Raw genomic sequence first — 21,700 nt, forward strand, 5'->3', positions numbered from 1 at the left:
TCACATAGACTTGGCGTTTATGCTGCGTCGCAGGACCATAAGCACGATGATTCACGTCAGGGACTTCATGCTCGCACTCTCTTCGCGACTTTCGGAAATCCAATAATTTTCTCGGCGGCGGTCTCAAAGTTCTCGCCGCTTTCATCAACGTTAAGCTCCAGGGCGGTCGCTACTTCGTGTGGATGAGTGCTGGATTGCGCGTGCGGCACACGATCGATCAGTCGTTCGATGAATATCGTTCAGAGTGGCATTCAGGCAATTAGCTGCTATCGGGCTCTCGCGTTTCGCAGCTTACGCCGACCAGATCGATCAACAAGCTGTGCCGTGCTGACGGTCTGCCAGACCATTCGATTCTAGGATCGTAGTTACGCTCGATGCTGTCAATCACGCTGCAATCGGCGGAGAATTGATTGGAATATTGAGTGGCGTAGCTAATCGAAGCGTGATTGCGAGGGGTAGTTTATCTCATCGAAAGGTTGTGGTTAGTAGTCGTCTCTCGCTTAGATATTGGTTCCGGTGCGCGAAGTCGTAGCCTCAAGCATTAACCTATGCATGATGGCTGCCATATTTTGGCCATCTGCGCTTTCTTAAAGCCCGAACAGCCGGATCAATTCCGCGCGCTTAGCCGCAGACGTCTCATCGTCCTTTGAGCGGCTCCATTGCTGATCGCTTGTTGCGGTCGTTCCATTCAACAGCACGAAGGACATTCGTATGCGTAAACTCGTCGCTGCTACGGCAATGCTTTGCGTATTTGCATCAAGCGCAGAAGCCAGAACTCATCGTCATCATCACCGGCACTATGCTCACGGTCATAGGCACTATGCGCATTCCGCAATGGGGCGGCCTGCTGCTTGGTGCGGCTGGTACATGCGAACGCAGGTCGGCCAGGATCCGGGGCCGCAGTACAACCGTGCCATCTCCTGGGCCCGCTATGGCGTCAATGCAGGCGGTCCGTCGGTGGGAGCCATCGTCGTCTGGCGTCATCACGTCGGGCAGATTGTCGGTCAGGAGAACGGACAGTGGATCGTGCGCAGCGGCAATGACGGTCACGCCGTGCGGACTCGTCCGCGGTCCCTGGCAGGTGCGGTCGCCTTTCGTCGCGCCTACGCGATGATGTAGTGGACGGCTCTGCCGATGCATTTGGAAACCGAACTGCGTTCGGCTTGCCGTCTCGACAGACAGCACGACGCGGCTTGTTGCCGGACTAATTACCTCAGCTGTCCGCGTTTGGCTTTCCCTCAGAACGGGCCATCGTATATCGGAAAGTGCGATCGACGATCTCTCCTGCGGCCGTCCTTCGAGACGCTTGCCTCCGGCGAGTTCTTCAAGACGGGGGCTTGTTCGCGGCAAGATGGCAGACCCTCATGGTGAGGAGCGCCGCATGCGGCACGTCTCGAACTATGAGGCCCCGGGCCGAGTTGGGGCATATGCGATAGCCCCGGCCAAGGGGCCGGCTTTTTTCTTGCTCGTGTGGACGGCCCGAACCATCTGATCGGCCGCGCTCTGAGCGCGCACGACGTGGCTTGCTCCAGGCCGACGAGCCGAAGATGCAGGATGGCGCGGGCGGTCAGCGGAGCACCGGCCCGATCGGGCCCAGCGGTGCGCCGGTCTGCTGGACCAGTTCAGGAGCCGGGTGAAGTCGGTCAAGAAAGCCGTCCAGCGCCGGGGCCAGCCGCTGCACGACGTGGCGGGAGCCCTCCGGCGTCAGATGAATCGTGTCCCATACCAGCGTGGTTTCGGGATCGACCGTCAGCGGGCATGTGTGGCCGTGGCAGACCGCGGCCAGCACCGAAACGAATTGCACATTGCGATGGCGACCCGCGAGCGCGGCGACATGCGTGTCCGCGGTAAAGCTCGCCGGTGTCACTTTCAGCATCTGACCCGTCGGCAGATGTGTCAGCTCGTAGCGCACCAGGTTTGCGGCCAGCGGCCCCGGAAATTCGATCGATGGGCCAAACATCAGGACGGGAATGCCGGCATTCTCAGTGGCTGACAGGGTAGCCTCGAGATACGCGTCGAACTTGCTGGTGTCGGAAGATCCGTACAGGTCGATGTAGTTGCGCCAATGGGCGGACAGGATCACGGCTGCGATGCCATGGTCACGCAGCACACGACGGAACGTCGCGTTGAGCGCATCGCAGTTCCGCAACGTGTCGTGATGCAGGTCGACGAACGGCGAGCAATTGCCGGAGGTGAGCTGCAGCAGATGGTAACGGTTCGGATCGAGATGATTGCGCAGGGACGGGACGTAGTGTGCCGCGGTGCTGTCGCCGAAGAGGAGGATGTTGATCTTGTTGCTTGCCGGCGTCAGGCACTCGCTCCGCCGATAGTGTGCAAACGGCTCGTCCGGTTCGAGAAAGCAGTTGGGGGCGCCGTAGAGTGGAGCCATCGTCGCCGCAGTGTAGCGCAACATGCGCTGGGCTGTTTGCGGGAAGCGATCCGGAAAGCCGCGCTGCAGGATGCCGGCGGCGCCGATCGCCAACAGAATCGTCGCGGCAGTCGCAATCAGGCCCGAAGTCCTGATGCCAAGCCACGCGGTGCGGCCTCGCGCCGGCGTTTCCACCAGCCGGTAGGACAGGTAGGCGAGGGCGAAGGAGCAGGCGAGTAGTCCCGTGATCGCCGTCGGCGAGCCCGCCCATGTGATGGGCACGGCGACGGTGCCGAGGACGAACACCGGCCAATGCCACAGATACAGTGAATAGGAGATCCTGCCCAGGAAAAGGCCCGTGCGTCTGAACGGCAGCGGAATCGGACGGCCGTCCTCCCGGTTGAAGGCCATGATGAACGACGCCGCGCCCAGGCAAGGAATGAGCGCCTGGAAGCCGGGAAATCTGGTCGCGCCTGTGAACAGCACGACCGGTGCCAACATCAGGAGCGCGCCCGCAATTGCCATGGCCAGGCGCCATCGGACATCGGCGGGCGACCAGCGCTCGAGCAGGAACGAGAAGCCGCCGATCAGGAATTCCCAGCCGCGCAACGGTGAGAGATAGAAGGCCGCTGGGGCGGAGTTCTTGATCAGGAGTTCGTCGGCGATACAGAGGGCGAGTGTGCCGGCGAGCAGCAGGATCAGCGACAGCCGCGTGGTGGGATCCCGAAAGCGCTTGCTCCACAGCACGGTGAGGAGTGGAAACAAGAAATAGAACTGCTCTTCGACCGCCAACGACCAGGTATGGATCAGGACCTTGCCGACGGATGGAAGATCGAAATAGCCGGCCTGGAGCCAGAAGAAGATGTTCGAGGAGAACAGGACGGTCGACACCGCGCTCTCGAAGAACATGCGGTAATCGTCGGGCGCCGCCAGGAACCAGGCCCCGATGCCGGTGCCGAGAACCATGACGTACAGCGCCGGGAGCAGCCGGCGTGCGCGGCGGTCGTAGAACTCCCAGAAGGAGAAATTGCCGGCATGAATTCCCGCCCAGATCAGGCGGGTGATCAGGTGGCCGGAAATGACGAAGAAGATATCCACGCCGACGAAGCCGCCCTGGAAACCAGGGATGCCGTAATGAAAGCCGATAACTGAAATGACTGCGACCGCGCGCAGGTAATCGATGTCAGCCCGGAATCGCAGCGACATACCTCAAGAACACCTTCAGATTGTTATCGTGTTCATAGCTTATTTTAGGTGTATCACCTGCGCCGAATGACATGAATTGAAATGAATGGCAATGCGCTGATACCCATCGAAAATGGCAGCCGCGGGGCTGTAGCCGTCGGGCAACATTTTGCGCCGTGGCCGGACGTCGGGCGGGGTCGCCCGGGCCGCTCCGAGCTTGACGCAGGGCAGCTGAAGACCGCAGAGCACTGATGGAATTTGAGAACGTCGTTTTGGAACCGGAAAGAGATTCATCAGCACGATGCTGAGAATGAAACCGGAATTTGGATCGCAGCCATGGATACCGCCCCCGATATTTCTTTCGGCCATTTTGAGAACGCCGAGCAGATTGCGTTCTGGAATGGCGTGGGCGGGCAGCGCTGGGTCGAGCGGCAGGCCGCGCTGGACCATATGCTGACGCCGATCCAGGAGCGCTTGATCGCGCGCGCCGAGATCCAGCCCGGCGAGCGCGTGGTGGACATCGGCTGCGGCTGTGGCGCCACCATGATCGCGGTGGCCGACAAGGTCGGTGCTGGTGGCCAGGTCGTGGGCGTCGACGTGTCTGCGCCGATGCTGGTGCGCGCCAACGATCTCGCGCCGGCCGATGCCCCCGTCACCTTCATGCAGGGCGATGCGATGGTGCATCACTTCACGGCCGCGAGCGCCGATCTCGTCATCTCACGCCTCGGCACGATGTATTTCGCCGATCCGGTCCGCGCCTTCCTCAATATCCACACCGCGTTGCGCTCCGAGGGCCGCATCGCCTTTGCCTGCTGGGGCGAGCTGCACGACAACCCGTGGGCACTGGAGCCGCTGCAGGCGGTTTACGACCACGTGCCGAAGCTGCCCGGCCTCGCGCCGCATGCGCCGGACGATTTCGCCTTCGCCTCGCGCGACTGGGTCGAGCATGTGCTGGGCGAAGTCGGCCTGCGCCGGATCCGCTTCGAACATTGCGAGCTTCCGCTCGATATGGGCGCAGACGGCGGCCTCGAGGGCGCCGCGTCGACCGCGCTTGCGATCGGTCCGGCGTGCCGCGCTGTTGCGGGCCAGCGGACCGAGGCTGTTGCGGCGGCGGCCACCGCCGTCAAGGCGGCGCTGTCGCGTTACGCCAGGGGCGAGACGGTGCTGGTGCCAGCCTCGTTCTGGATCGTGACCGCGGTCGATCCGTAGGCTGGCCACGACCGCGGGCTGCCGCTGAGCTGAGCAGCACGTCTGCTCAAATCGGGTGATCTCTCTGGGCTGCGGCAATCCGTGCGCATGAATGCGACGGTCGCCGTGATGCGCGTTCGCGCCGCCGAGCGCCTGATCGCGTTCGTCGCCAAAAAAATGTGGGCCGCTTTCGAATGCAGGGAACCGTTGACCCCTAAACGGTGTTTGCATCGGGCGCATGGGATCGGACGGAGCCGCACGCCGGCATTGAACCTTTTCGATCCCACGCGCACCAATGGAGAGTTTGGCTCGCCAATGAGCCGATTTTCCAGGACATTTCAGGTCGGCGCCGGGTTGATCCCGATGCTGGCGCTATTGTTGAGGAGGCGCGTATGGTCCTCAAGGCTTTGAAGATTTCACTGTCTGTCGTTGCTGCGGCAACATCGGTGGTATCGCTGTTCGCCGTGAGCTGGGTCGGATTGGCGCTGCTCGGATACTGAATTCACTGCAGCGAAACCCGCGCGACGCCGGCATTCATCATCCCAAGCGCGCGTGCCGCGCTGACCGAGAGATCGATCACGCGCCCGCGCACGAACGGCCCACGATCGTTCACGCGGCATTGAATCGAGCGACCATTATGCGAGACGGTGATCATGCTGCCCATCGGCCGCGTCCGATGCGCGCAGGCCATCTCGCCGTGATGACCACGCCCTCCATAGTAGGACGCAAGGCCTGACTCGGCTTGTGCAGACCCGATCGCGCCGAGCAAGCCGGTCGCAACCAAAGTGAGTTTCTTCAAGGGAAATCTCCCGGAGTTGCTGCCCCGCGCAAGGGGGGATCGCAACTCTGGCGCTCTCTTGACTGACTTTCGTTGTAAATGAGGAGAAGGCGCGGCCCAATCGGGGCGATGGAACTTGCGCCCTTCAGGCGAATGCTTTCTCCACCGTCTCGATCAGCACGCGCAAGGATTTGTCGTGCCGCGTGATCGGCGGAATCGCACGGCCGATGCCGAGCAACTGATAGACCGCGATCTGCGCCGCGCGCACCGAGTATTCCACCGTGAACACCACGTCATCGGGGATCTCGACGAACTGGCTGACGAAGGCGAGGTTCTTCGAATTCGCCGGGACCGGCAGTGGTCGGTCGCTCTTGTGACGCGGCATGAACATGCTGGTGATGTAGGGCAGGCGGCAGGGCACGCAGGTCGCATTCTCGAACACCGAGACGTCGAAGTTGAGATGGCCGCACAGCTCCTTGAGAATGTCGGCGCCGCCGCAATCGGACATCGCCTTGGCGACGAAATTGCCGATGCGCTCTGGGTGCAGCGCATAGCCCCAGAACACCTGGACGTCTTTCGGCTGGTTGAGGAAGTGCGGCTGATGATAGAGCACGATCGACATCAGCCAGTTGGAATCGGTGAAGGTGACAAGCCCGCCGGTGCCGGCCTCATTGCCGCTGAAGGCTTGCATGGCGTCGAAGAACCGAGAATTCCGGCAGGTGACGGTGAAGGATTCCCAGCAGGATTCAGGGATCGATGCGTTGAACGCGGCGGGATTGCCGAAGTCGGGACGCCCCGATGCGATCTTTTCCCACAACGCCCAGCCTTGGCTGTCCCGTTTGGTCAGCCGCGCTGGCGGCGTGTCCTGCGTGCCGAGGCTCGTCGCATCCGTCATCGAGCCGTTCTGGAAAAACACCAGATCGCCGTCGGCAACATCGATCGTGCTGATCTTGCCGGCGTCGTCGAGCGTCAACTGTTTGACGACGTGCTTGCCGTGCTCGGTCGCGATCGCCATGTCCGTCACATCGGCGCCACCGACCAGATTGACGCCGTGGCCCTGCAGCCAATTGGTCAGCGGCTTCACGATCGCATCGTACTGATTGAACCTGGTGCGCTTGACGCCGGCCAGGGTTTCGATGCGCGGAAACTCGCTCATGAAGCGGTGCAGATAGCGCTTGAACTCGACCGCGCTGTGCCAGGGCTGGAAGGCGAAGGTGGTCTGCCACATGTACCAGAACTTGGTGGTGAAGAATGGCGGCGACAGCCAGTCGGTGATGCGGGAATTGCCGAGCTTGTCCTCCGAGGCTTCAGTCAGTCGCACGAGCTCGATCCGGTCCTGCATCGAAAAGCCCATAGTGGAGACGTCGACCTTGTGGCGGTTCTTGTCGACCAGGCGCGCCTGCGAATGCGCGACGTGGACCTCGTTGAAGGCGATCGTCTCCTCGCGGATCGTCCGGCTCGGATCGCCTGCGCCCGGGATGCTCGAGAGCAGATCCCAGGTGCATTCGTAATGGTCCGTCGTCAGCATGCGGCCGCCGCGCAACGAATAGGAACCGTCGGGGAGCGCCGTGCCATCCAGACTGCCGCCGAACGGCAGGTGCTTCTCGAAGATGGTGATGTCGCGCCCCGCAACGCCGCCGTCGCGGATCAGGAATGCCGCGCCCGCGAGCGCGCCGATGCCGCTGCCGATGAAATAGGCCTTCATATTGCTTACCCGGTCTGATCAAGCTGGAACCGGGGTAACAGCGGACGGACCGACGGCAACTGATCCAGGTCAACGTGGTCGCGATGCGGCGATCACGATGCCGCTGGTCGCAGCATGGTTACGACTTGAGGCGCGGACATGATTTTGCCGCTCGCATCTTTGGTCCGATCGATGGTCGAGCCGCCGTCGGCAACCATCGTCGGCGGACCCTGTTGCCCAATCGGCGCGAAGGTCTATCGCGACCAGCTCTGCCGCCAGCTCTGCAGGACCGGCTTGGCTGCGGCGGGCCACGCCCCTTCGCCAGGAACGATCAGGACCGGTTTGTCCTCATCCTTCATGGCGACCGCGATGCGCTTGGCAGCGGGGTCGATCACGATCAGGACTGCCGTATCGTCGCACATGTGGGCTTGGCAGGCTTCGCCGATGAAGAGACCGCCGTCATACCGCGCGTGGCCCGGCCCGCTCACGAGCCGCTTGAAAGCCTCGTAGTGCGCATCCGACACCTCTTTTCGCAGTTGCTGGGCGAGATCGGCATGGCCCAGCAGGTCGAGAGGATGATGAATGGCGCCGCGCCGCAGCGCGTCCCAGCCTTTGTTCGGGCTCGGCTTGAACGTCAGAGGCTGCTCGGGACCGAAGCCATTCGCGGTCCAGATCCAGCGCGCGCCCTTTGCCGTGGGCAAGGCAGGGGATTCGAAGGTGACGTGATCCTTCTCGATCTTGTGCGCGACAGGGTTGCAGCTGTCGAGCGGGCCGTCGATCTGTACGGGCGCGTTGGCGGTGAACCGGAGCACGAAGGGCGATGCGTCGCAGATATTGCCGCCGCCACTGCTGCTGCCGATCGCGAAGGAGGTCGATCCGATCTGGCCGTTTTCTTCGAGATTGATGATCTGGTTTTCCAGCATCTGCTTGCCGTCGACGAACAGCGCCTCCTCATCGTCGGGCGGGATCGTCTTGATCTCAATGCTATGACCGAACAGATCGGTCTTGACGGGGGAAGCAAGTGCCAGCTCGGGCAACAGGCAAAGCAGAATGATCAGAGCGCGCATCGGATCCCCCCGCGTCCAGGCATCTGATCGCCCAGACATTCCGCGCATTCCTGTAGCGCGCAGATGGGTATCCTCGCAACCCTGACTGCGCCGACGCAGAGGCGGGGGATGTAACGGCCGCTGGGCAGGGGCTCTCCGTTCAGTGTCCCGCCATGTGGCGGCCCACTTCAGTCAGGTCGGCGTTGCTGGCACGGGTCTCGTAGACCAGGCTGCCATGAAACATCACGACAAGGCGATCGGAGAGTTCGAGCAGCTCGTCGAGGTCTTCGCTGACCAGTAGCACGGCGGCGCCGCGGTTGCGCGCGGCCATGATCTCGGCATGGATCTGCGCCACGGCCGCAAAGTCGAGGCCGAAGCAGGGATTGGCGGCGATCAGCACCTCGACATCGTGGCCGAGCTCGCGCGCCAGCACCGCGCGCTGCACATTGCCGCCGGAGAGCGCGGCGATCGGGGTGTCCGGCGTGCGGGTCTTGATCTTGTAGCGCCCGATCTTCCGCTTGGCGTTGTCGCGGAATGCGGTGCGGCTGAGCCACCAGCTGCGGCGCGCAAACGGCACGCGATCGAACTCGCGCAATGCGATGTTGTCGGCCACGCTCATGCCGCCGACACAGGCGTTCTTCAGCGGCTCCTCCGGCAACAGCGACATCTTGTGCCGGCGCATCTCCTCGCGCGCTGCGTGATAGGTCTCGCCGGAGACGCGGATCGTGCCGCTGTCCGCCTCGCGCTGGCCGGCCAGCACTTCGACCAGCTGCCGCTGGCCGTTGCCGGAGACGCCGGCGATGCCGACGATCTCGCCGGCGCGCACCGCGAGTGACAACCCGTTGACCGCCACTCCGCCGGCATCGTCGCGCGCGAGAATCTTGTCGAGCTCGAGCCTGATGGGGCCGGCCTCGCCGGTGCGGGCCGGCTGCACCGTCAACTGCTCGGCGCCGATCATCATCCGCGCCATGTCGTCCGGCGTCAGCTCGCCGACCTTGCCGCGGCCGGCGAGCCTGCCGCGGCGGAGGATGGTGACCTCGTCGGCGAAGGCCATCACCTCGCGGAATTTGTGCGTGATCATCAGCACGGTGAGATCGCCGGCCTTGACCATGTCGCGCAGCATGCCGAGCACCTCGTCGGCTTCGCCGGGCGTCAGCACCGAGGTCGGCTCGTCCAGGATCAGGAAGCGTCGCTTCAGATAGAGCTGCTTCAGGATCTCGCATTTCTGCCGCTCGCCGGCGGAGATGTCGGCGACCTTCGCATTCAGCGGCACCTGGAACGGCATCTTCGACAGGAAGAAGGCGAGCTCATCGCGCTCCTTGGTCCAGTCGACCACGGCAGGCACGTGATCTCGCGCCAGCACCAGGTTCTCGGCGACCGTCATCGCCGGCACCAAAGTGAAGTGCTGATAGACCATGCCGAGCCCGAGCGCGTGCGCGTCCTTCGGGTTGGAAACGGCGCGCTCCCGCCCGCCGATCAGCACGGCCCCTTCGGTCGGCCGATAGTAGCCCATGATGCATTTGACCAAGGTCGATTTGCCGGCGCCGTTCTCGCCGAGCAGGGCGTGAAACGAACCCGGTCGCACCTTCAGTTCGACATCGTCGAGCGCGGCGAAGTCGCCGAAGCGCATCGTCATCGCGATGGCTTCGACCCCGATCGGCGGGTCCGCGCTCACGACAGCGCCTCGATCAGCGCCGCCGAGGTCGCGACCGCGCCGAACACGCCGCCCTGCATCTTGATCATCTTCAGCGCGTGGTCGTGGTTGCCTTTGTCCGTAGCGCCGCAGCAGTCCGACAGCAGCACGCATTCGAAGCCGCGATCGTTGGCCTCGCGCATGGTGGTGTGCACGCAGACATCGGTGGTGATGCCGGTCAATACGATGTTCTCGATGCCGCGCAGGCGCAGGATCAATTCAAGATCCGTGGCGCAGAACGAACCCTTGCCGGGCTTGTCGATGATCACTTCGCCGGGAAGGGGGGCGAGATCGGGAATGATCTCCCAGCCGGGCTCGCCGCGCACCAGGATGCGGCCGCACGGCCCGGGATCGCCGATGCCCGCGCCGATCTGCTGCGAGCGCCAGCGCTTGTTGGCGGGCAGGTCGGAGAGGTCGGGGCGGTGGCCCTCGCGGGTGTGGATGATGTGAAAACCCTGCGCACGCATCACCGTGAGCAGCTTCCTGATCGGCTCGATGGGAGCCCGCGTCAGGGAAAGATCATAGCCCATCTTGTCGACATAGCCGCCGACGCCGCAGAAGTCGGTCTGCATGTCGATCACGATCAGCGCCGTGTTCTCCGGCCGCAGGTCGCCATTGTAGGGCCAGGCATAGGGTTCGGAGCGGATGGTGCGCGCAGTCATCTCGCAGCCTCGTTCGTTAGCGGGTGATCGAAAGCTCAGCCGGCGCGCCGCTCAGGTTGCGCTTCGGCGAGCAGGTGATGATCATGATGAGCAGCGTCAGGAAATAGGGCGCGGCATTGAAGAGGTGATAGCCGAAGGTGATGCCGACCGATTGCAGCGCAGGCCCCAGCGCCGCGGCACCGCCGAAGGCGAGCGAGGCCCACAGGCACAGCATCGGGTCCCATCGCGCGAAGATCACCAGCGCCACCGCGGTGATGCCCTGGCCCGACGACAAGCCCTCGTTCCAGCTGCCCGGATAGAACAGCGACAGGAAGGAGCCGCCGATGCCGGCGAGGAAGCCGCCGGCCATGGTGGCGCGCAGGCGGATCATCAGCACCGAATGGCCCATCGCGCGCGCGGCGTCCGCGCTCTCGCCGGCGGTACGGATCAACAGGCCCCAGCGCGTGGTGCGGAAGGCCCAGAACAAGAGCGGCGCCAGCGCGACGCCGATCAGGAACAGCACGTTGATGCGCAGCGCCGCGCGCAGCTGCGGAATGTCGCTCCACCAGCCGAAATCGATCGCGGGCAGCCTTGCTGCGGTCGGCTCGATCAGCGGCTTGCCGAGATAGAAGGCGAGCCCGGTGCCGAACAGCATCAGCGCGATGCCGACCGCGATGTCGTTGACCCGCGGCAGCGAGCAGATCCCGGCATGCAGCGCCCCGAACAGCGCGCCGGTTACTCCGGCGGCGAGCACCCCGAGCCATGGCGAGCCCGAGAGATAGGAGATGCCGTAAGCGCTCATCGCTCCCATCACCAGCGTGCCTTCGAGGCCGAGATTGATGCGGCCCGAGCGCTCGGTGATGCACTCGCCGAGGCTGACGAACAGGAAAGGTGTCGAGACCCGGATGGCGCCGCCGAGCACCGCCAGCGGCACGGTCCAATAACCGATCGCCCCGTCTGCCATCAGGATTTTCCTTTCAGCAAGCCGATGCGGCCGTAGAGCGCGTCGCTCGCCAGCACAAAGATGAAGATGAGGCCCTGCAGCACCTGCACCGAGGCGTCGGGCAGGCCAAGCCGCCGCTGCAGCAGGCCGCCGCTCGCACCGAGGCCGCCGAGCAGGATCGCGACCGGAACGATCGCCAGCGGATTCTGCCTCGCAAGGAACGCGACCAGGATGCCGGTGAAGCCGTAGCCGACGGCGAGGTTGGCGTTGGTGCGGCCCTGCACCGCGGCGACCTCGACCATGCCGGCGAGCCCGGCAGAGGCGCCGGCCAGGAAACAGATGGTCAGGATCAGCTTGCCGACGGAAAGTCCGACCAGCTTGGCGGCGCGGATGTTGCCGCCGGCGACCCGGGCGGCAAAGCCGAAGGTGGTGTGGAAGATCAGGACGTAAGCGGCAAGCGCCGCGATCAGGCCGAACACCAGGCCCCAATGCACATCGGTGCCGGGAATGGAGCCGATCATATTGGCCGCGCCGATCTCGCGCGTCGACGGCTTGTTGAGGCTCAAGGGATCACGCATCGCGCCTTCGACGAGATGATTGAGAATGGCGAGCGCGATATAGACGAGCAGCAGGCTGGCGATGGTCTCGTTGACGCCGCGATAGTGGCGCAAGCCCCCGGCCAGCATGATCCAGAGCCCGCCGCCGATCATGCCGGCGCAGACCATCGCGAACTGCACCACCAGCGGCGGCAGGCCCGGCAGCGCCAGCGCCGCCGAGGTCGCGGCCAGCGCGCCGATCAGGAGCGCGCCCTCGCCGCCGATGATCACCATGCCGAGCTGCGCCGGCAGCGCGGTGCAGAGCGCGGTCAGAATGAGAGGAGCGGCGCGGGTCAGCGTGTTCTGCCAGGAGAACCAGGTGCCGAACGCGCCGTAATACATATACCAGTAGAGATCGAGCGGGCTCTTGCCGAACAGCGCGACGAAGCCGCCGAAAGCGAGGAGCGCGGCGGCCAGCGCCGCGCCCGGGATCAGGACATATTCGATCGAGGCGCCGTAGCGCTGCAGAAAGCCGGGATCGGCGGCCGGCGCGATGACGGCCGCGTCCAACGGATCGGCCGTCTCCGAGGTCATGAGGTGGCTCCGAGCACGCCCTCGACCAGATAGTCCATCTTCTCGAGCTCGGGGTCGGTCTGGCCGCGATCGGTGCCGGCGGCGATCACGGTGTTGCCCTTGTTGTCCTTGATCGGGCCTTTGAAGATCGTGTAGCCGTCGGCCATGAACTTGGCCTTGATCTCGTCGGCGTGCTTGCGCGCCTGTTCGGAGACCGCCTCGCCGTAGGGCGACACCTTGACCACCTCTTCCTTGAGGCCGCCGCGATAGAAGTTCGGGATGCTTTCGCCTGCCTGCAGCATCTTGACGAATTTCGGATACAGCGCCTCCCAATTCCATTCGGCGCCTGTGAGATAGGCCTTCGGCGCCAGCGGCGACTGGTTGACGTGATAGCCGCAGACGAAGGCGCCGCGGCGCGCCGCGTTCTCGACCATCGTCTTCGGACCGTCGACATGGCAGGTCAGCACGTCGACGCCCTGGTCGATCAGGCTGTTGGTCGCCTCGGCCTCCTTGACCGGCATCGACCAGTCGCCGGTGAAGATCACCTGCGTGGTGGCCTTGGGATTGGCGAGGCGGGCGCCGAGCGTGAAGGCGTTGATGTTGCGCAGCACCTGGGGGATCGGCTTGGCCGCGACGAAGCCGAGCTTGCCGCTCTTGGTCGTGTAGCCCGCGACGATGCCGGAGATGTATTGCGCCTCGTCGATATAGCCGAAATAGGAGCCGGCGTTCTTCGGGTCCTTGTCGGTCCACAGGCCGCCGCAGTGCTCGAAGCGGAGCTTCGGGTACTTGTTGGCGATCTTGATCATGTGCGGGGTGTAGTAGCCGAACGAGGTCGGGAAGAGCAGGGTGGCGCCGTCGAGATTGATCATCGACTCCATCGTCTTCTCGACGGCGTCGGTCTCCGGCACCTTCTCTTCCTCGATCACCTTCAGCCCGGGCAGCTTCTTCAGCGCCGCCGCGCCTTGCGCATGGGCCTGATTGTAGCCGTAGTCGTCGCGGGAGCCGACATAGATGAAGCCGATCGTCGTCTCCGCTGCGAAGGCCGGCCGCAAGCCGGCCGCGGCGCCCAGCGTCAGCGCCGCGCCGCCTTGCAACAGATGCCGTCGTGAAATCCTGCCAAAGTCCATGGTGTGCTCCCCTCTCGGACCGCGCGTCCGCTGCTATCTCGGCTTCACCGGTTCGGGCGGAGCCTCATGGGAAGCTTTCGCAAGCTTCGTGCCAGCGCCGCTTTGTTGGGCGCGGCTCGAAAACGCATTGAAAACACTTGAAAATAACTCTTGTCGGATAACGTTCGTTTGCCGCCGACTGTCTGATGAGGCTATAAATTAGTCAGTAGGTCATCGTTGTATGCAATATTGTGTGCAAGCGGTGAGCCCTGCGCGTCCTGTCGGCTAGCCGCTGGCGTTGGCGCGACGAGGTCTGCGAAGACGGTCGACGCGATCCGCCGCGGTTCGGAGAAGGGTAAGCAATTCAAGGATTTGTCTGCGGTCTTTCGAAATGGAAATGACCATGAGACTGACCGCGATCGGACGGGCAGCAGCCCTCATCGTCGCGGGCGACGCCGCGTTGGCGCAGAGCGCCCGAGCCACCCAGCGGCTCCACCGGTGGGCGGCTCTCCGGGATCACCACCATGCCCGGCCGCTTCGTTCCGGGCTCCCGCCGGCCTCAGATCCCGAGCAGCCAGACCGCGACGATCGTGCCGAGCACGGCGATGCCGCTGATGGTCCAGCCGGTCAGGTAGGCGCCGCTGTCGTCCGCCTCGGGGCGGTCGACCATCTGATCATGCCAGTGCGCCATCTCAGCCTCCTGCGCGCGCTGTTTCGATGTGATGGTTGTTCTTTTTGATGCGTCGCGTGCGCCCGATGGCAGGTTCAACGTGCGTGCGAACTCCCGTGCGGCTTACCGCTGGTCTGGCTCTCACGCTCCGAAATGCCCTAAGCTGAGCGGGCGTCCCGGGCAGAGGACGTCGAATAAGCAGAAGGGAAGGACCAGCGTTCCATGAAGGATTTTGCAGGCAAGTTCGCCGTCGTCACCGGCGGCGGCACCGGCATGGGCCGGGAGCTGGCCCGTCGGCTCGTCGCCGAAGGTTGCAATGTCGCCATGTGCGACGTCTCGGCTGAGGCGATGGCCGAGACCAAGCGTTTGTGCGAAGCGGAACGCTTGCCGCAGGGCCTGCGGATCACCACGCATATCGCCGACGTCGCCATCGAGGATCAGCTCAAGCGCTTCCGCGACGAACTGATGGAGCAGCAGGCGACCGACAGGATCCATCTGTTGTTCAACAACGCCGGCATCGGCGGCGGCGGCAGCCTGTTCACCAACAGCCGCGAGCAATGGGAGCGCACCTTCAACATCTGTTGGGGCGGGGTCTATCTCGGCGTCCGGACCTTTTTGCCGCTGCTGTTGAAAGCGGACGAGGGCCACATCGTCAACACGTCCAGCGTCAACGGCTTCTGGGCCTCGGTCGGCCTGGGTGTCGCGCACACCGCCTATAGCGCGGCGAAATTCGCCGTGAAGGGTTTTACCGAGGCGCTGATCAACGATCTCCGCCTCAATGCGCCGCACATCAAATGCTCGGTGGTGATGCCGGGCCACATCGGCACCTCGATCGTGTCGAACTCGCGCAAGGTGCAGAGCGGCACGGAGTCGGACCGGCTGAGCGAGACCGAGATCCAGCAGGCGCGCCAGCGCATGAAAGGCATGGGGATCGATGTCGCTGCGATGAGCGACGAGGACGTGCAGGCCGCGGCCGCCGAGCGCGCCCGTAGCTTCCTGGAGGATGCGCCGACCACGGCCGCGCAGGCCGCCAGGATCATTCTCGACGGCGTGAAAGCGGAGCAATGGCGCATCCTGGTCGGCGAGGACGCCAAGCTGCTCGACCTCCGCGTCCGGCAATCGCCGGAACAGGCCTACGAGCCCGAATTCTTCCAGCGCTTCGCCCAGGAGGCGGGGTGGAAGCTGGGGTAGGGGTTCTCGGGAGATGGTCTCTCACCGCGAGGGCGTGGGCTCCCCTCCCCGCAAGGGGGAGGGGAGACGAGATCGCCGCGACGTCCTCGCAGAAAGCGTCGACCGAGCAAAAAGCGTCGACCGAGCAAAGAGTGATCGCCTTCGCCGCTTACCGCGACGATGCCACGCGATAGGCCATCCGGGTGTGGCCGGCGCAATAGGGCAGGCCCTCGACCGGCCTCGAGCCGCAGAAGCAGAAATCGTCGGCCCCGGGTGTCGAGATCGGCCAGCGGCAGCGCTCCTTGGAGAGCTCGAACAGCGAGCAGCCGTTTGCGACCGCAACGACGGTCTCCTCGACCACCGGCTCGGGCGCCGGCGCGCTCTGAATCGCCTTCAGGATCCGCCGGCGCAGTTTTGGCACTGGACGCGTCCGCACGCCGTCCTTGCCGTCCGCGCGCATCACGCGGCGGGTGTCACCGCCATTGTCGCGGATCAGCGCCAGGCGCGAGATCTTGCCGATCACCGCATTGCGGCTGACGCCAAGCTCAGCGGCAATTTCGCGGCAGGTCAGCCCGGCCTCAAAGTGCTGTTTCAGGAGCTGGATTCGTTCCTCGGTCCAGGTGGAAGGTGCAGTGGGTCGGTCGGCGGGCATATTCTATGTTTCCAAGTTGGATCCATGCTGGATCGTCCTGGCCGTCGCGTGCCGCCGAAACTTCGCGCTCAAACGCCTCCGTTCACGCCCTGCCGTTGTCGCGGATCGACAAAAGCCCGTCCTTGATGGCGAGCCTTATGCCTTCTTCGATCAACGTCCTGCAGACACCTGGAACGCTGGTGCCGTGGGTGCCCTGTTTCACGAGCTTCTCAAGGTAGCCGATGGTCGCCAGGGCGAGGGTTACGGGAATGCGGTCAGTCTCGGCTTTTTCCGTGGCCATGCCAAAAGCTAGTCCGTAACCGGTGTACAGAAAAGTAACTTTTTAGACTCTATTAGGAATCGGATAAGTTGTACAGGTGCTTGCGTCGAAAGTGGTTAAGTTATTGAATTTAAAATAAATTTATTGATTTTTCTGCGTTCGGCGCAGACTCGGCAAACGTGCAGTGAGGGCGACGGTCGGGGATCTGTGGCAGGTCGGTCACGACGGGCGGATTCGGCCTGGGTTCCTCCGAGAGATGCACGAGATGCGTGTATTCAAGGCCGATGCTAGTGAGGGTCGAGGCAATCGCCCGATTCAGCGGGGCGAGGAATGGCCGGCAGCGAGAATGGGCAGCGCCCGAACGCCGGTCGGTCGTGCCATCGGAATGCTCGCGCCGTTTCGTCAATTCAGAAATATGTCTTTCGTTTTTTCGGAAATCGTGCTTTACTGCGCGCATCCCGCCTCGGCACGGAGGGGCGTTGCGCGCGATCGTCACGACACGCGAGGCGGGGAGCGATGGCCGCGAGGTGCCGCAGCGTGCTCGATGCACGCGGACGAACGGCAGCGCGCGGACGTGAAGTCGCAGCGTCCTGACACCCCGATGCTGGTGTCCCGCGCAACGTGCGCAAGCGCGTTGTCGCGAATGGTGGCCAGAAAGCCCGGTGCACCAGGGAGACTGCGTATAAACGTGAAGACCATCGCGCAGGGAAGGCCGGGTCGTTACGGCTGCACCTGTGGTACCTGCCGCCTGCATTTTTTTCGCAGGCGGGCCGCAGGCGTCAGCCGACGCCTGGCCTTCCCTGCGCCCTCCGACCTTTCAGAGGGCAACTGTTGCAGCAGAACTCGGGCATGATGTGCCGCGGGACAGCGAACGTGTGTCTCGGTCGGCCTGGGAACAAGTTTGGGATGCGAGATGCCCCCGACGTCATTGCGAGGAGCCCACCGGGTCTCGCCTCCGGCGAGCCCGATGGCAGGCTCCGGCGACGAAGCAATCCAGAATCTTGCCGCGAAAGGTCTGGATTGCTTTGCCTGTCATCCGGCCGCGCATTCGCGCGGCCCCGGTGGCTCGCAATGATGTAAGGCCCCTCAAGTCGGATTACCCGTGCACGACCGATTTGGCGATCATGCAGTGAATGCCCTTGGAGCCGTTGACGGTCTGCGTCACCCGCAGGTCGGCGGCGAGACTGCAGAGCGTATAGGCGTCCTCGCGCGACAGGTTGCGCTTTTCCCCGAGCAGCACGATCATGTCGCGCAACGCGCGCACCACGCATTGGTCGAGATCGGGGTCCATGGCCATCGTCATGTAATGGGTGGCGGTCTCGGCGCGGGGGTAGTCGAGCTTGAGATCCTTGCGCACGGTCAGGCGGAAGCGGCCTTGCAGCGCGGTCTCGATCGCGGTGACGCAGACCTCGCCATCGCCCTGGGCGCCGTGGCCGTCGCCGCAGGAGAACAGCGCGCCGGGCACGAACACCGGCAGATAGAGCTTGGCGCCGGCGCCGAGTTCTTTGTTATCCAGATTGCCGCCCATCGCGCGCGGGATCAGCGAGGTGATGCGGCCCCAGGCCGGCGGCGGCGCCACGCCCATCACGCCGAAGAAGGGCGCCAGCGGCAGTTCGAGGCCCCAGGGCAGTTTCCCGACCATCCGTGCCTTGTCCAAGGGGATATTGAGCAGCCGGCTCTCGTGGAAATCATCGGGCAGGGTGCCGGCGAGCGGGCGAATGAAGTTGTAGCCCCAATCCTGCCGCAGCTGCACATCGAGGATGTCGACTTCCAGCACGTCCCCGACCTCGGCCCCCTTGACCGCGATCGGACCGGTCAGGATATGGCCGGGCACCATCCGCTCGCTTCTGGCGTGAACATCGAGCAACTCCGGCGGGACGTGAAACTTGGTTCTGTCCGGCAGGACATCGGGCCCGCCGCTGATGCTGTCGATCGTCACCTCGTCGCCGCTCTCGATCGCGAGCACCGGCTTCAGCTTGGCTTCGAAGAAGCCCCAGTGACAGGTTTCGGGGCTTGCGTGCAGATGATGGTGAGTCATGACGGTCTGGCGCCTCCGGTATCCGGCTCGGAAAAGATGTGCCCTCGATCCATAGCAAATCGCAGCCGCCCTGCAGATAGGCGGATACGCAAGGCACGGCTGTCGTGTAAGAGGTCGGGAGCGCCGATTCAGGGCGGCGCGCGCGGAGTCCCGAATGTTCTTTGTCTTGTCGAAAACGCTCGGCACGATGCTGCTGCCGACCAATTTCCTGATCGAGCTGGGTGTCATCGCAGCGGTTCTCCTGGCGACGCGCTGGGCGAGATGGGGCCGCAGGCTCTTCGTCCTCGTGATCGTGCTGCTCGCGGTCTGCGCCTTCTCGCCGCTCGGCAACTACCTTTTGTATCCGCTGGAGAGCCGCTTTCCGAAATGGGACGCGAGCAAAGGGGCTCCGGACGGCATCGTCGTGCTCGGCGGTCCGGTCGATGCCGACATGTCCGTGATCCACAACACGCCGATTACGCGCTCGGCGGCAGATCGTCTTATCGCCGCGGCAGCGCTGGCGCGCCGCTATCCCAACGCACGGGTTCTGTTCACGGGCGGCAGCGCCAATCTGATCTCCAACGATGCGAAGGAGGGCGACTTCGCCTCGGACATTCTGACCTGCCTTGGCGTAGCCAAAGATCGCCTGATCATCGAGCGGCTGTCGCGCAACACCTACGAGAACGCCATCTTCTCCAAGCAGCTGGTGGCGCCGAAGCCCGGCGAGCGCTGGCTGCTCGTCACCTCGGCCTATCACATGCCGCGCTCGGTCGGACTGTTTCGCAAGGCCGGCTTTCCGGTCGAGCCTTACCCGGTCGACTGGCGCGTCGGCCATTGGGCCGATCTGTTCAGCTTCGAGAACGTCGCACTGGTCGGATTGGGACGCACCGATGCCGCGGTACGCGAATGGCTGGGACTTCTGGCCTATCGGCTGCGCGATCGCACCGACCAGCTGCTGCCGGGGCCGGACAGTCGCTAGCCTGGCGAAGCCTGCGAGCTTGTGAGGCGGGGGCTGGCCTCGTGGCACGCGACGGTCTAACACACGCTCGCTGGACAGAGCCAAAAAGCGGGCCATCGATGCCCAAGCGAGGGAGTGATTGCCATGCCACAGGCGAGCGCGCAGGACGGACTGGATGTGGCCGGCATGGCCGCCGACCTCAACGCGCTGTTGCGGCTGAAGACGACGGTGGTCGGCATCAAGATGTTCACGCGGGTCGAGGACATGGAGGTGGTCGAGAAGATCCGTCGTCCGAACGCGGTGCATACGACCGACCAGATCGTCAGCATGGCCTCGCGCCTCGGCTGGACGGTCGGCGTCACCGGCGATGATCTCGTCGGCGCGCAGTGCCGCGCCGTGATCGGGCTTGGTCCGCAGGACGAGGCCTGGCTTGCCGGTACCAATTATGTCGGGGTGTGGCACGGCACCGCCGAGGACGCCCGCAAGCGCCAGGAGGCGCTGGACGTGGTTCCGTTCGGCCGCTATCAGGCCATGGCGGTGAGTCCGCTGGCCAGCGGACGCCTCAATCCGCCCGACATCTGCCTGGTTTACGCGACACCCGGTCAGATGATCATCCTGATCAACGGCCTGCAATATACGGGCTACAAGAAGTTCGAATGGGGCGTGGTCGGCGAGACCGCCTGCGCGGATTCGTGGGGGCGGGCGCTGAAGACCGGCGAGCCAAGCCTGTCGCTGCCATGCTTTGCCGAGCGGCGGTATGGCGGCGTGCCGGACGAGGAGATGTTGATGGCGTTGAAGCCTTCTGATCTTGGCAAGGCGATCGCCGGGATGAAGCAGCTCGCCAGGAACGGCCTGCGCTATCCGATCGCGCCTTACGGGATCCAGAACGATGTCCGCGCCGGCATGAGCGTGTCGTATGGGAAGAAATGAAATTTTGAAGTTGCCGTCATTGCGAGGAGCCGAAGGCGACGAAGCAATCCAGAATCTTTGCGTGATACTGGATTGCTTCGCTGCGCTCGCAATGACGGATGTAGCAAGGATCTGAGAATGAGTGCTTCATCCAAGTTCGACATCGTCGTCTACGGCGCGACCGGGTTCACCGGCCAGCTCGTCGCCGAATATCTGGCTTCGCATTATCGCGGCGACAAAGCGCTGACATGGGCGATGGCCGGCCGCAGCCGCGACAAGCTGGCGTCGGTGCGCGATGCGATCGGCGCGCCTGCCGACACGCCGCTGATCGTGGCCGACTCGAGCGATCCCTCGTCCATTCGTGCGATGGTCGATCGGGCAAAGCTCGTGCTGACCACGGTCGGTCCCTATCAGCTCTATGGCGCCGATGTGCTTGCGGCTTGCGTTGCATCGGGCACTGACTATGCCGATCTCTGCGGCGAGCCGCTGTGGATGCATCAGATGATCGGGCAGCATCAGGCTGAGGCGGAAAAGACCGGCGCGCGCATCCTCTTCTCCTGCGGCTTCGACTCGGTGCCGTTCGAGCTCGGCGTTTTCTTCGTGCAGGAGCAGGCGAGGAAAGTGCTGGGCGCGCCGGCGGCGCGGGTCAAGGGACGTATCCGCGGAATGAGCGGCTCGCTCTCGGGCGGCACGGCGGCCAGCGCCAAGGCGACAGCCGCCGCGCTGACCAGTGATTTGAGCCTGGTTGCGATCATGAAGGATCCGTTCGCGCTGACGCCGGGATTCAAGGGACCGAAGCAGCCGCCGGGCAACAGGCCGCTCTACGAAGAGGACTTCCAGTCCTGGGCGGCGCCGTTTGCGATGGCGCTGGTCAACACGCGCAACGTCCATCGCTCCAACATGCTGATGGGCTTTCCCTACGGTCAGGACTTCATCTACGACGAGATGGTGCTTACCGGAGACGGTGAGCAGGGCCAGGCCAACGCGAAGCTGGTGATGGCGGCGAATGCCGAGAAGACCGGCCCTAACGCGCCAAAGGTGGGCGAGGGGCCCTCGAAGGAGAAGCGCGACAATGGGTATTTCGACCTGCTCTACGTCGCGGTTGCTCCCGACGGGCGACGCGTTCGCGCGGGCGTGAAGGGCAAGGGCGATCCCGGCTACGGCTTGACGGCGAAGATGATCTCCGAATGCGCGCTTTGTCTGCTGCGCGACGCGCCGGAAGTGAAAGGCGGCTTCTGGACCCCGGGTGCGGCGATGGGCGACCGCTTGATCAAGCGGCTGGTCGAGAACGCCGGATTGACGTTCGAGGCCGAAGGCTGATGGG

Annotated in this window: 19 protein-coding genes; 6 read left to right on the forward strand and 13 right to left on the reverse strand. The window is 64.0% G+C overall.

The window, feature by feature from the left end:
* Positions 1-867: 867 nt before the first annotated feature.
* Positions 868-1,119: a hypothetical protein gene (locus QX071_RS14490; protein WP_315703395.1), complete on the forward strand. Its 252-nt coding sequence runs from the start codon at positions 868-870 to the stop codon at positions 1,117-1,119.
* A 448-nt stretch (positions 1,120-1,567) separates the two neighbouring features.
* Here QX071_RS14490 and QX071_RS14495 read toward each other — a convergent pair whose 3' ends face one another.
* A complete protein-coding gene (locus QX071_RS14495) occupies positions 1,568-3,574 on the reverse strand; it encodes an acyltransferase family protein (protein ID WP_315703396.1) in 2,007 nt (668 codons plus the stop codon).
* Positions 3,575-3,889: 315 nt separating this feature from the next.
* On the opposite strand from QX071_RS14495, the gene QX071_RS14500 reads away from it, so the two are divergent.
* Positions 3,890-4,762, forward strand: a complete 873-nt coding sequence (locus QX071_RS14500) for a class I SAM-dependent methyltransferase (RefSeq protein WP_315703397.1) — start codon at positions 3,890-3,892, stop codon at positions 4,760-4,762.
* 481 nt (positions 4,763-5,243) lie between these two features.
* Here the strand turns inward: QX071_RS14500 and QX071_RS14505 are convergent, their stop codons facing one another.
* The 9 genes from QX071_RS14505 to QX071_RS14545 all read right to left on the reverse strand — a co-directional run bounded on the left by QX071_RS14505 (position 5,244) and on the right by QX071_RS14545 (position 14,432).
* Positions 5,244-5,540 carry a septal ring lytic transglycosylase RlpA family protein gene (locus QX071_RS14505; RefSeq protein WP_315703398.1) on the reverse strand — a complete coding sequence of 99 codons (297 nt, stop codon included), beginning with the start codon at positions 5,538-5,540 and terminating at the stop codon, positions 5,244-5,246.
* A gap of 124 nt (positions 5,541-5,664) precedes the next feature.
* On the reverse strand, positions 5,665-7,224 hold the full coding sequence (locus QX071_RS14510) for an oleate hydratase (protein ID WP_315703399.1): 1,560 nt from the start codon (positions 7,222-7,224) through the stop codon (positions 5,665-5,667).
* A gap of 233 nt (positions 7,225-7,457) precedes the next feature.
* Positions 7,458-8,270, reverse strand: coding sequence for a hypothetical protein (locus QX071_RS14515; RefSeq protein ID WP_315703400.1), 813 nt, complete (start codon positions 8,268-8,270; stop codon positions 7,458-7,460).
* Positions 8,271-8,409: 139 nt separating this feature from the next.
* Complete coding sequence (locus tag QX071_RS14520) at positions 8,410-9,885, reverse strand: ABC transporter ATP-binding protein (RefSeq protein ID WP_315704256.1); 1,476 nt, start codon at positions 9,883-9,885, stop codon at positions 8,410-8,412.
* Between the two features lie 35 nt (positions 9,886-9,920).
* The gene (locus tag QX071_RS14525) at positions 9,921-10,604 is read right to left on the reverse strand and encodes an isochorismatase family cysteine hydrolase (protein ID WP_315703401.1); all 684 of its coding nucleotides are present in this window, start codon (positions 10,602-10,604) and stop codon (positions 9,921-9,923) included.
* Positions 10,605-10,620: 16 nt separating this feature from the next.
* On the reverse strand, positions 10,621-11,547 hold the full coding sequence (locus QX071_RS14530; RefSeq protein WP_315703402.1) for an ABC transporter permease: 927 nt from the start codon (positions 11,545-11,547) through the stop codon (positions 10,621-10,623).
* Entirely contained in the window at positions 11,547-12,656 is a 1,110-nt protein-coding gene (locus QX071_RS14535) for an ABC transporter permease (protein ID WP_315703403.1), read from the reverse strand. The genes QX071_RS14530 and QX071_RS14535 overlap by 1 nt, the downstream gene beginning before the upstream one ends.
* A complete protein-coding gene (locus QX071_RS14540) occupies positions 12,653-13,762 on the reverse strand; it encodes a BMP family ABC transporter substrate-binding protein (protein ID WP_315703404.1) in 1,110 nt (369 codons plus the stop codon). The genes QX071_RS14535 and QX071_RS14540 overlap by 4 nt, the downstream gene beginning before the upstream one ends.
* Positions 13,763-14,300: 538 nt before the next feature.
* Complete coding sequence (locus QX071_RS14545; RefSeq protein ID WP_315703405.1) at positions 14,301-14,432, reverse strand: hypothetical protein; 132 nt, start codon at positions 14,430-14,432, stop codon at positions 14,301-14,303.
* A gap of 201 nt (positions 14,433-14,633) precedes the next feature.
* Here QX071_RS14545 and QX071_RS14550 point away from each other — a divergent pair, with 201 nt between their 5' ends.
* The gene (locus QX071_RS14550; protein WP_315703406.1) at positions 14,634-15,602 is read left to right on the forward strand and encodes an SDR family NAD(P)-dependent oxidoreductase; all 969 of its coding nucleotides are present in this window, start codon (positions 14,634-14,636) and stop codon (positions 15,600-15,602) included.
* A gap of 148 nt (positions 15,603-15,750) precedes the next feature.
* On the opposite strand, the gene QX071_RS14555 is transcribed toward QX071_RS14550, so the two are convergent.
* The 3 genes from QX071_RS14555 to QX071_RS14565 all read right to left on the reverse strand — a co-directional run bounded on the left by QX071_RS14555 (position 15,751) and on the right by QX071_RS14565 (position 18,530).
* Positions 15,751-16,233 carry a GcrA family cell cycle regulator gene (locus tag QX071_RS14555; protein WP_315703407.1) on the reverse strand — a complete coding sequence of 161 codons (483 nt, stop codon included), beginning with the start codon at positions 16,231-16,233 and terminating at the stop codon, positions 15,751-15,753.
* An 82-nt stretch (positions 16,234-16,315) separates the two neighbouring features.
* Positions 16,316-16,513, reverse strand: a complete 198-nt coding sequence (locus QX071_RS14560) for a hypothetical protein (RefSeq protein WP_006614936.1) — start codon at positions 16,511-16,513, stop codon at positions 16,316-16,318.
* A 1,075-nt stretch (positions 16,514-17,588) separates the two neighbouring features.
* On the reverse strand, positions 17,589-18,530 hold the full coding sequence (locus QX071_RS14565) for an acetamidase/formamidase family protein (protein ID WP_315703408.1): 942 nt from the start codon (positions 18,528-18,530) through the stop codon (positions 17,589-17,591).
* A gap of 154 nt (positions 18,531-18,684) precedes the next feature.
* Between QX071_RS14565 and QX071_RS14570 the strand changes: the two genes are divergently transcribed.
* From QX071_RS14570 to QX071_RS14580, 3 genes are all read left to right on the forward strand, one after another.
* Positions 18,685-19,488 (forward strand): YdcF family protein, encoded by an 804-nt coding sequence (locus tag QX071_RS14570; RefSeq protein ID WP_315703409.1) that lies wholly within the window; start codon positions 18,685-18,687, stop codon positions 19,486-19,488.
* Between the two features lie 123 nt (positions 19,489-19,611).
* Positions 19,612-20,397 (forward strand): DUF169 domain-containing protein, encoded by a 786-nt coding sequence (locus tag QX071_RS14575; RefSeq protein WP_315703410.1) that lies wholly within the window; start codon positions 19,612-19,614, stop codon positions 20,395-20,397.
* 117 nt (positions 20,398-20,514) lie between these two features.
* Positions 20,515-21,696 (forward strand): saccharopine dehydrogenase family protein, encoded by a 1,182-nt coding sequence (locus QX071_RS14580; RefSeq protein WP_315703411.1) that lies wholly within the window; start codon positions 20,515-20,517, stop codon positions 21,694-21,696.
* Positions 21,697-21,700 lie beyond the last annotated feature (4 nt).

Source organism: Bradyrhizobium sp. SZCCHNS1022 (genome assembly GCF_032484835.1).
In the GTDB taxonomy this organism is placed as follows: domain Bacteria; phylum Pseudomonadota; class Alphaproteobacteria; order Rhizobiales; family Xanthobacteraceae; genus Bradyrhizobium.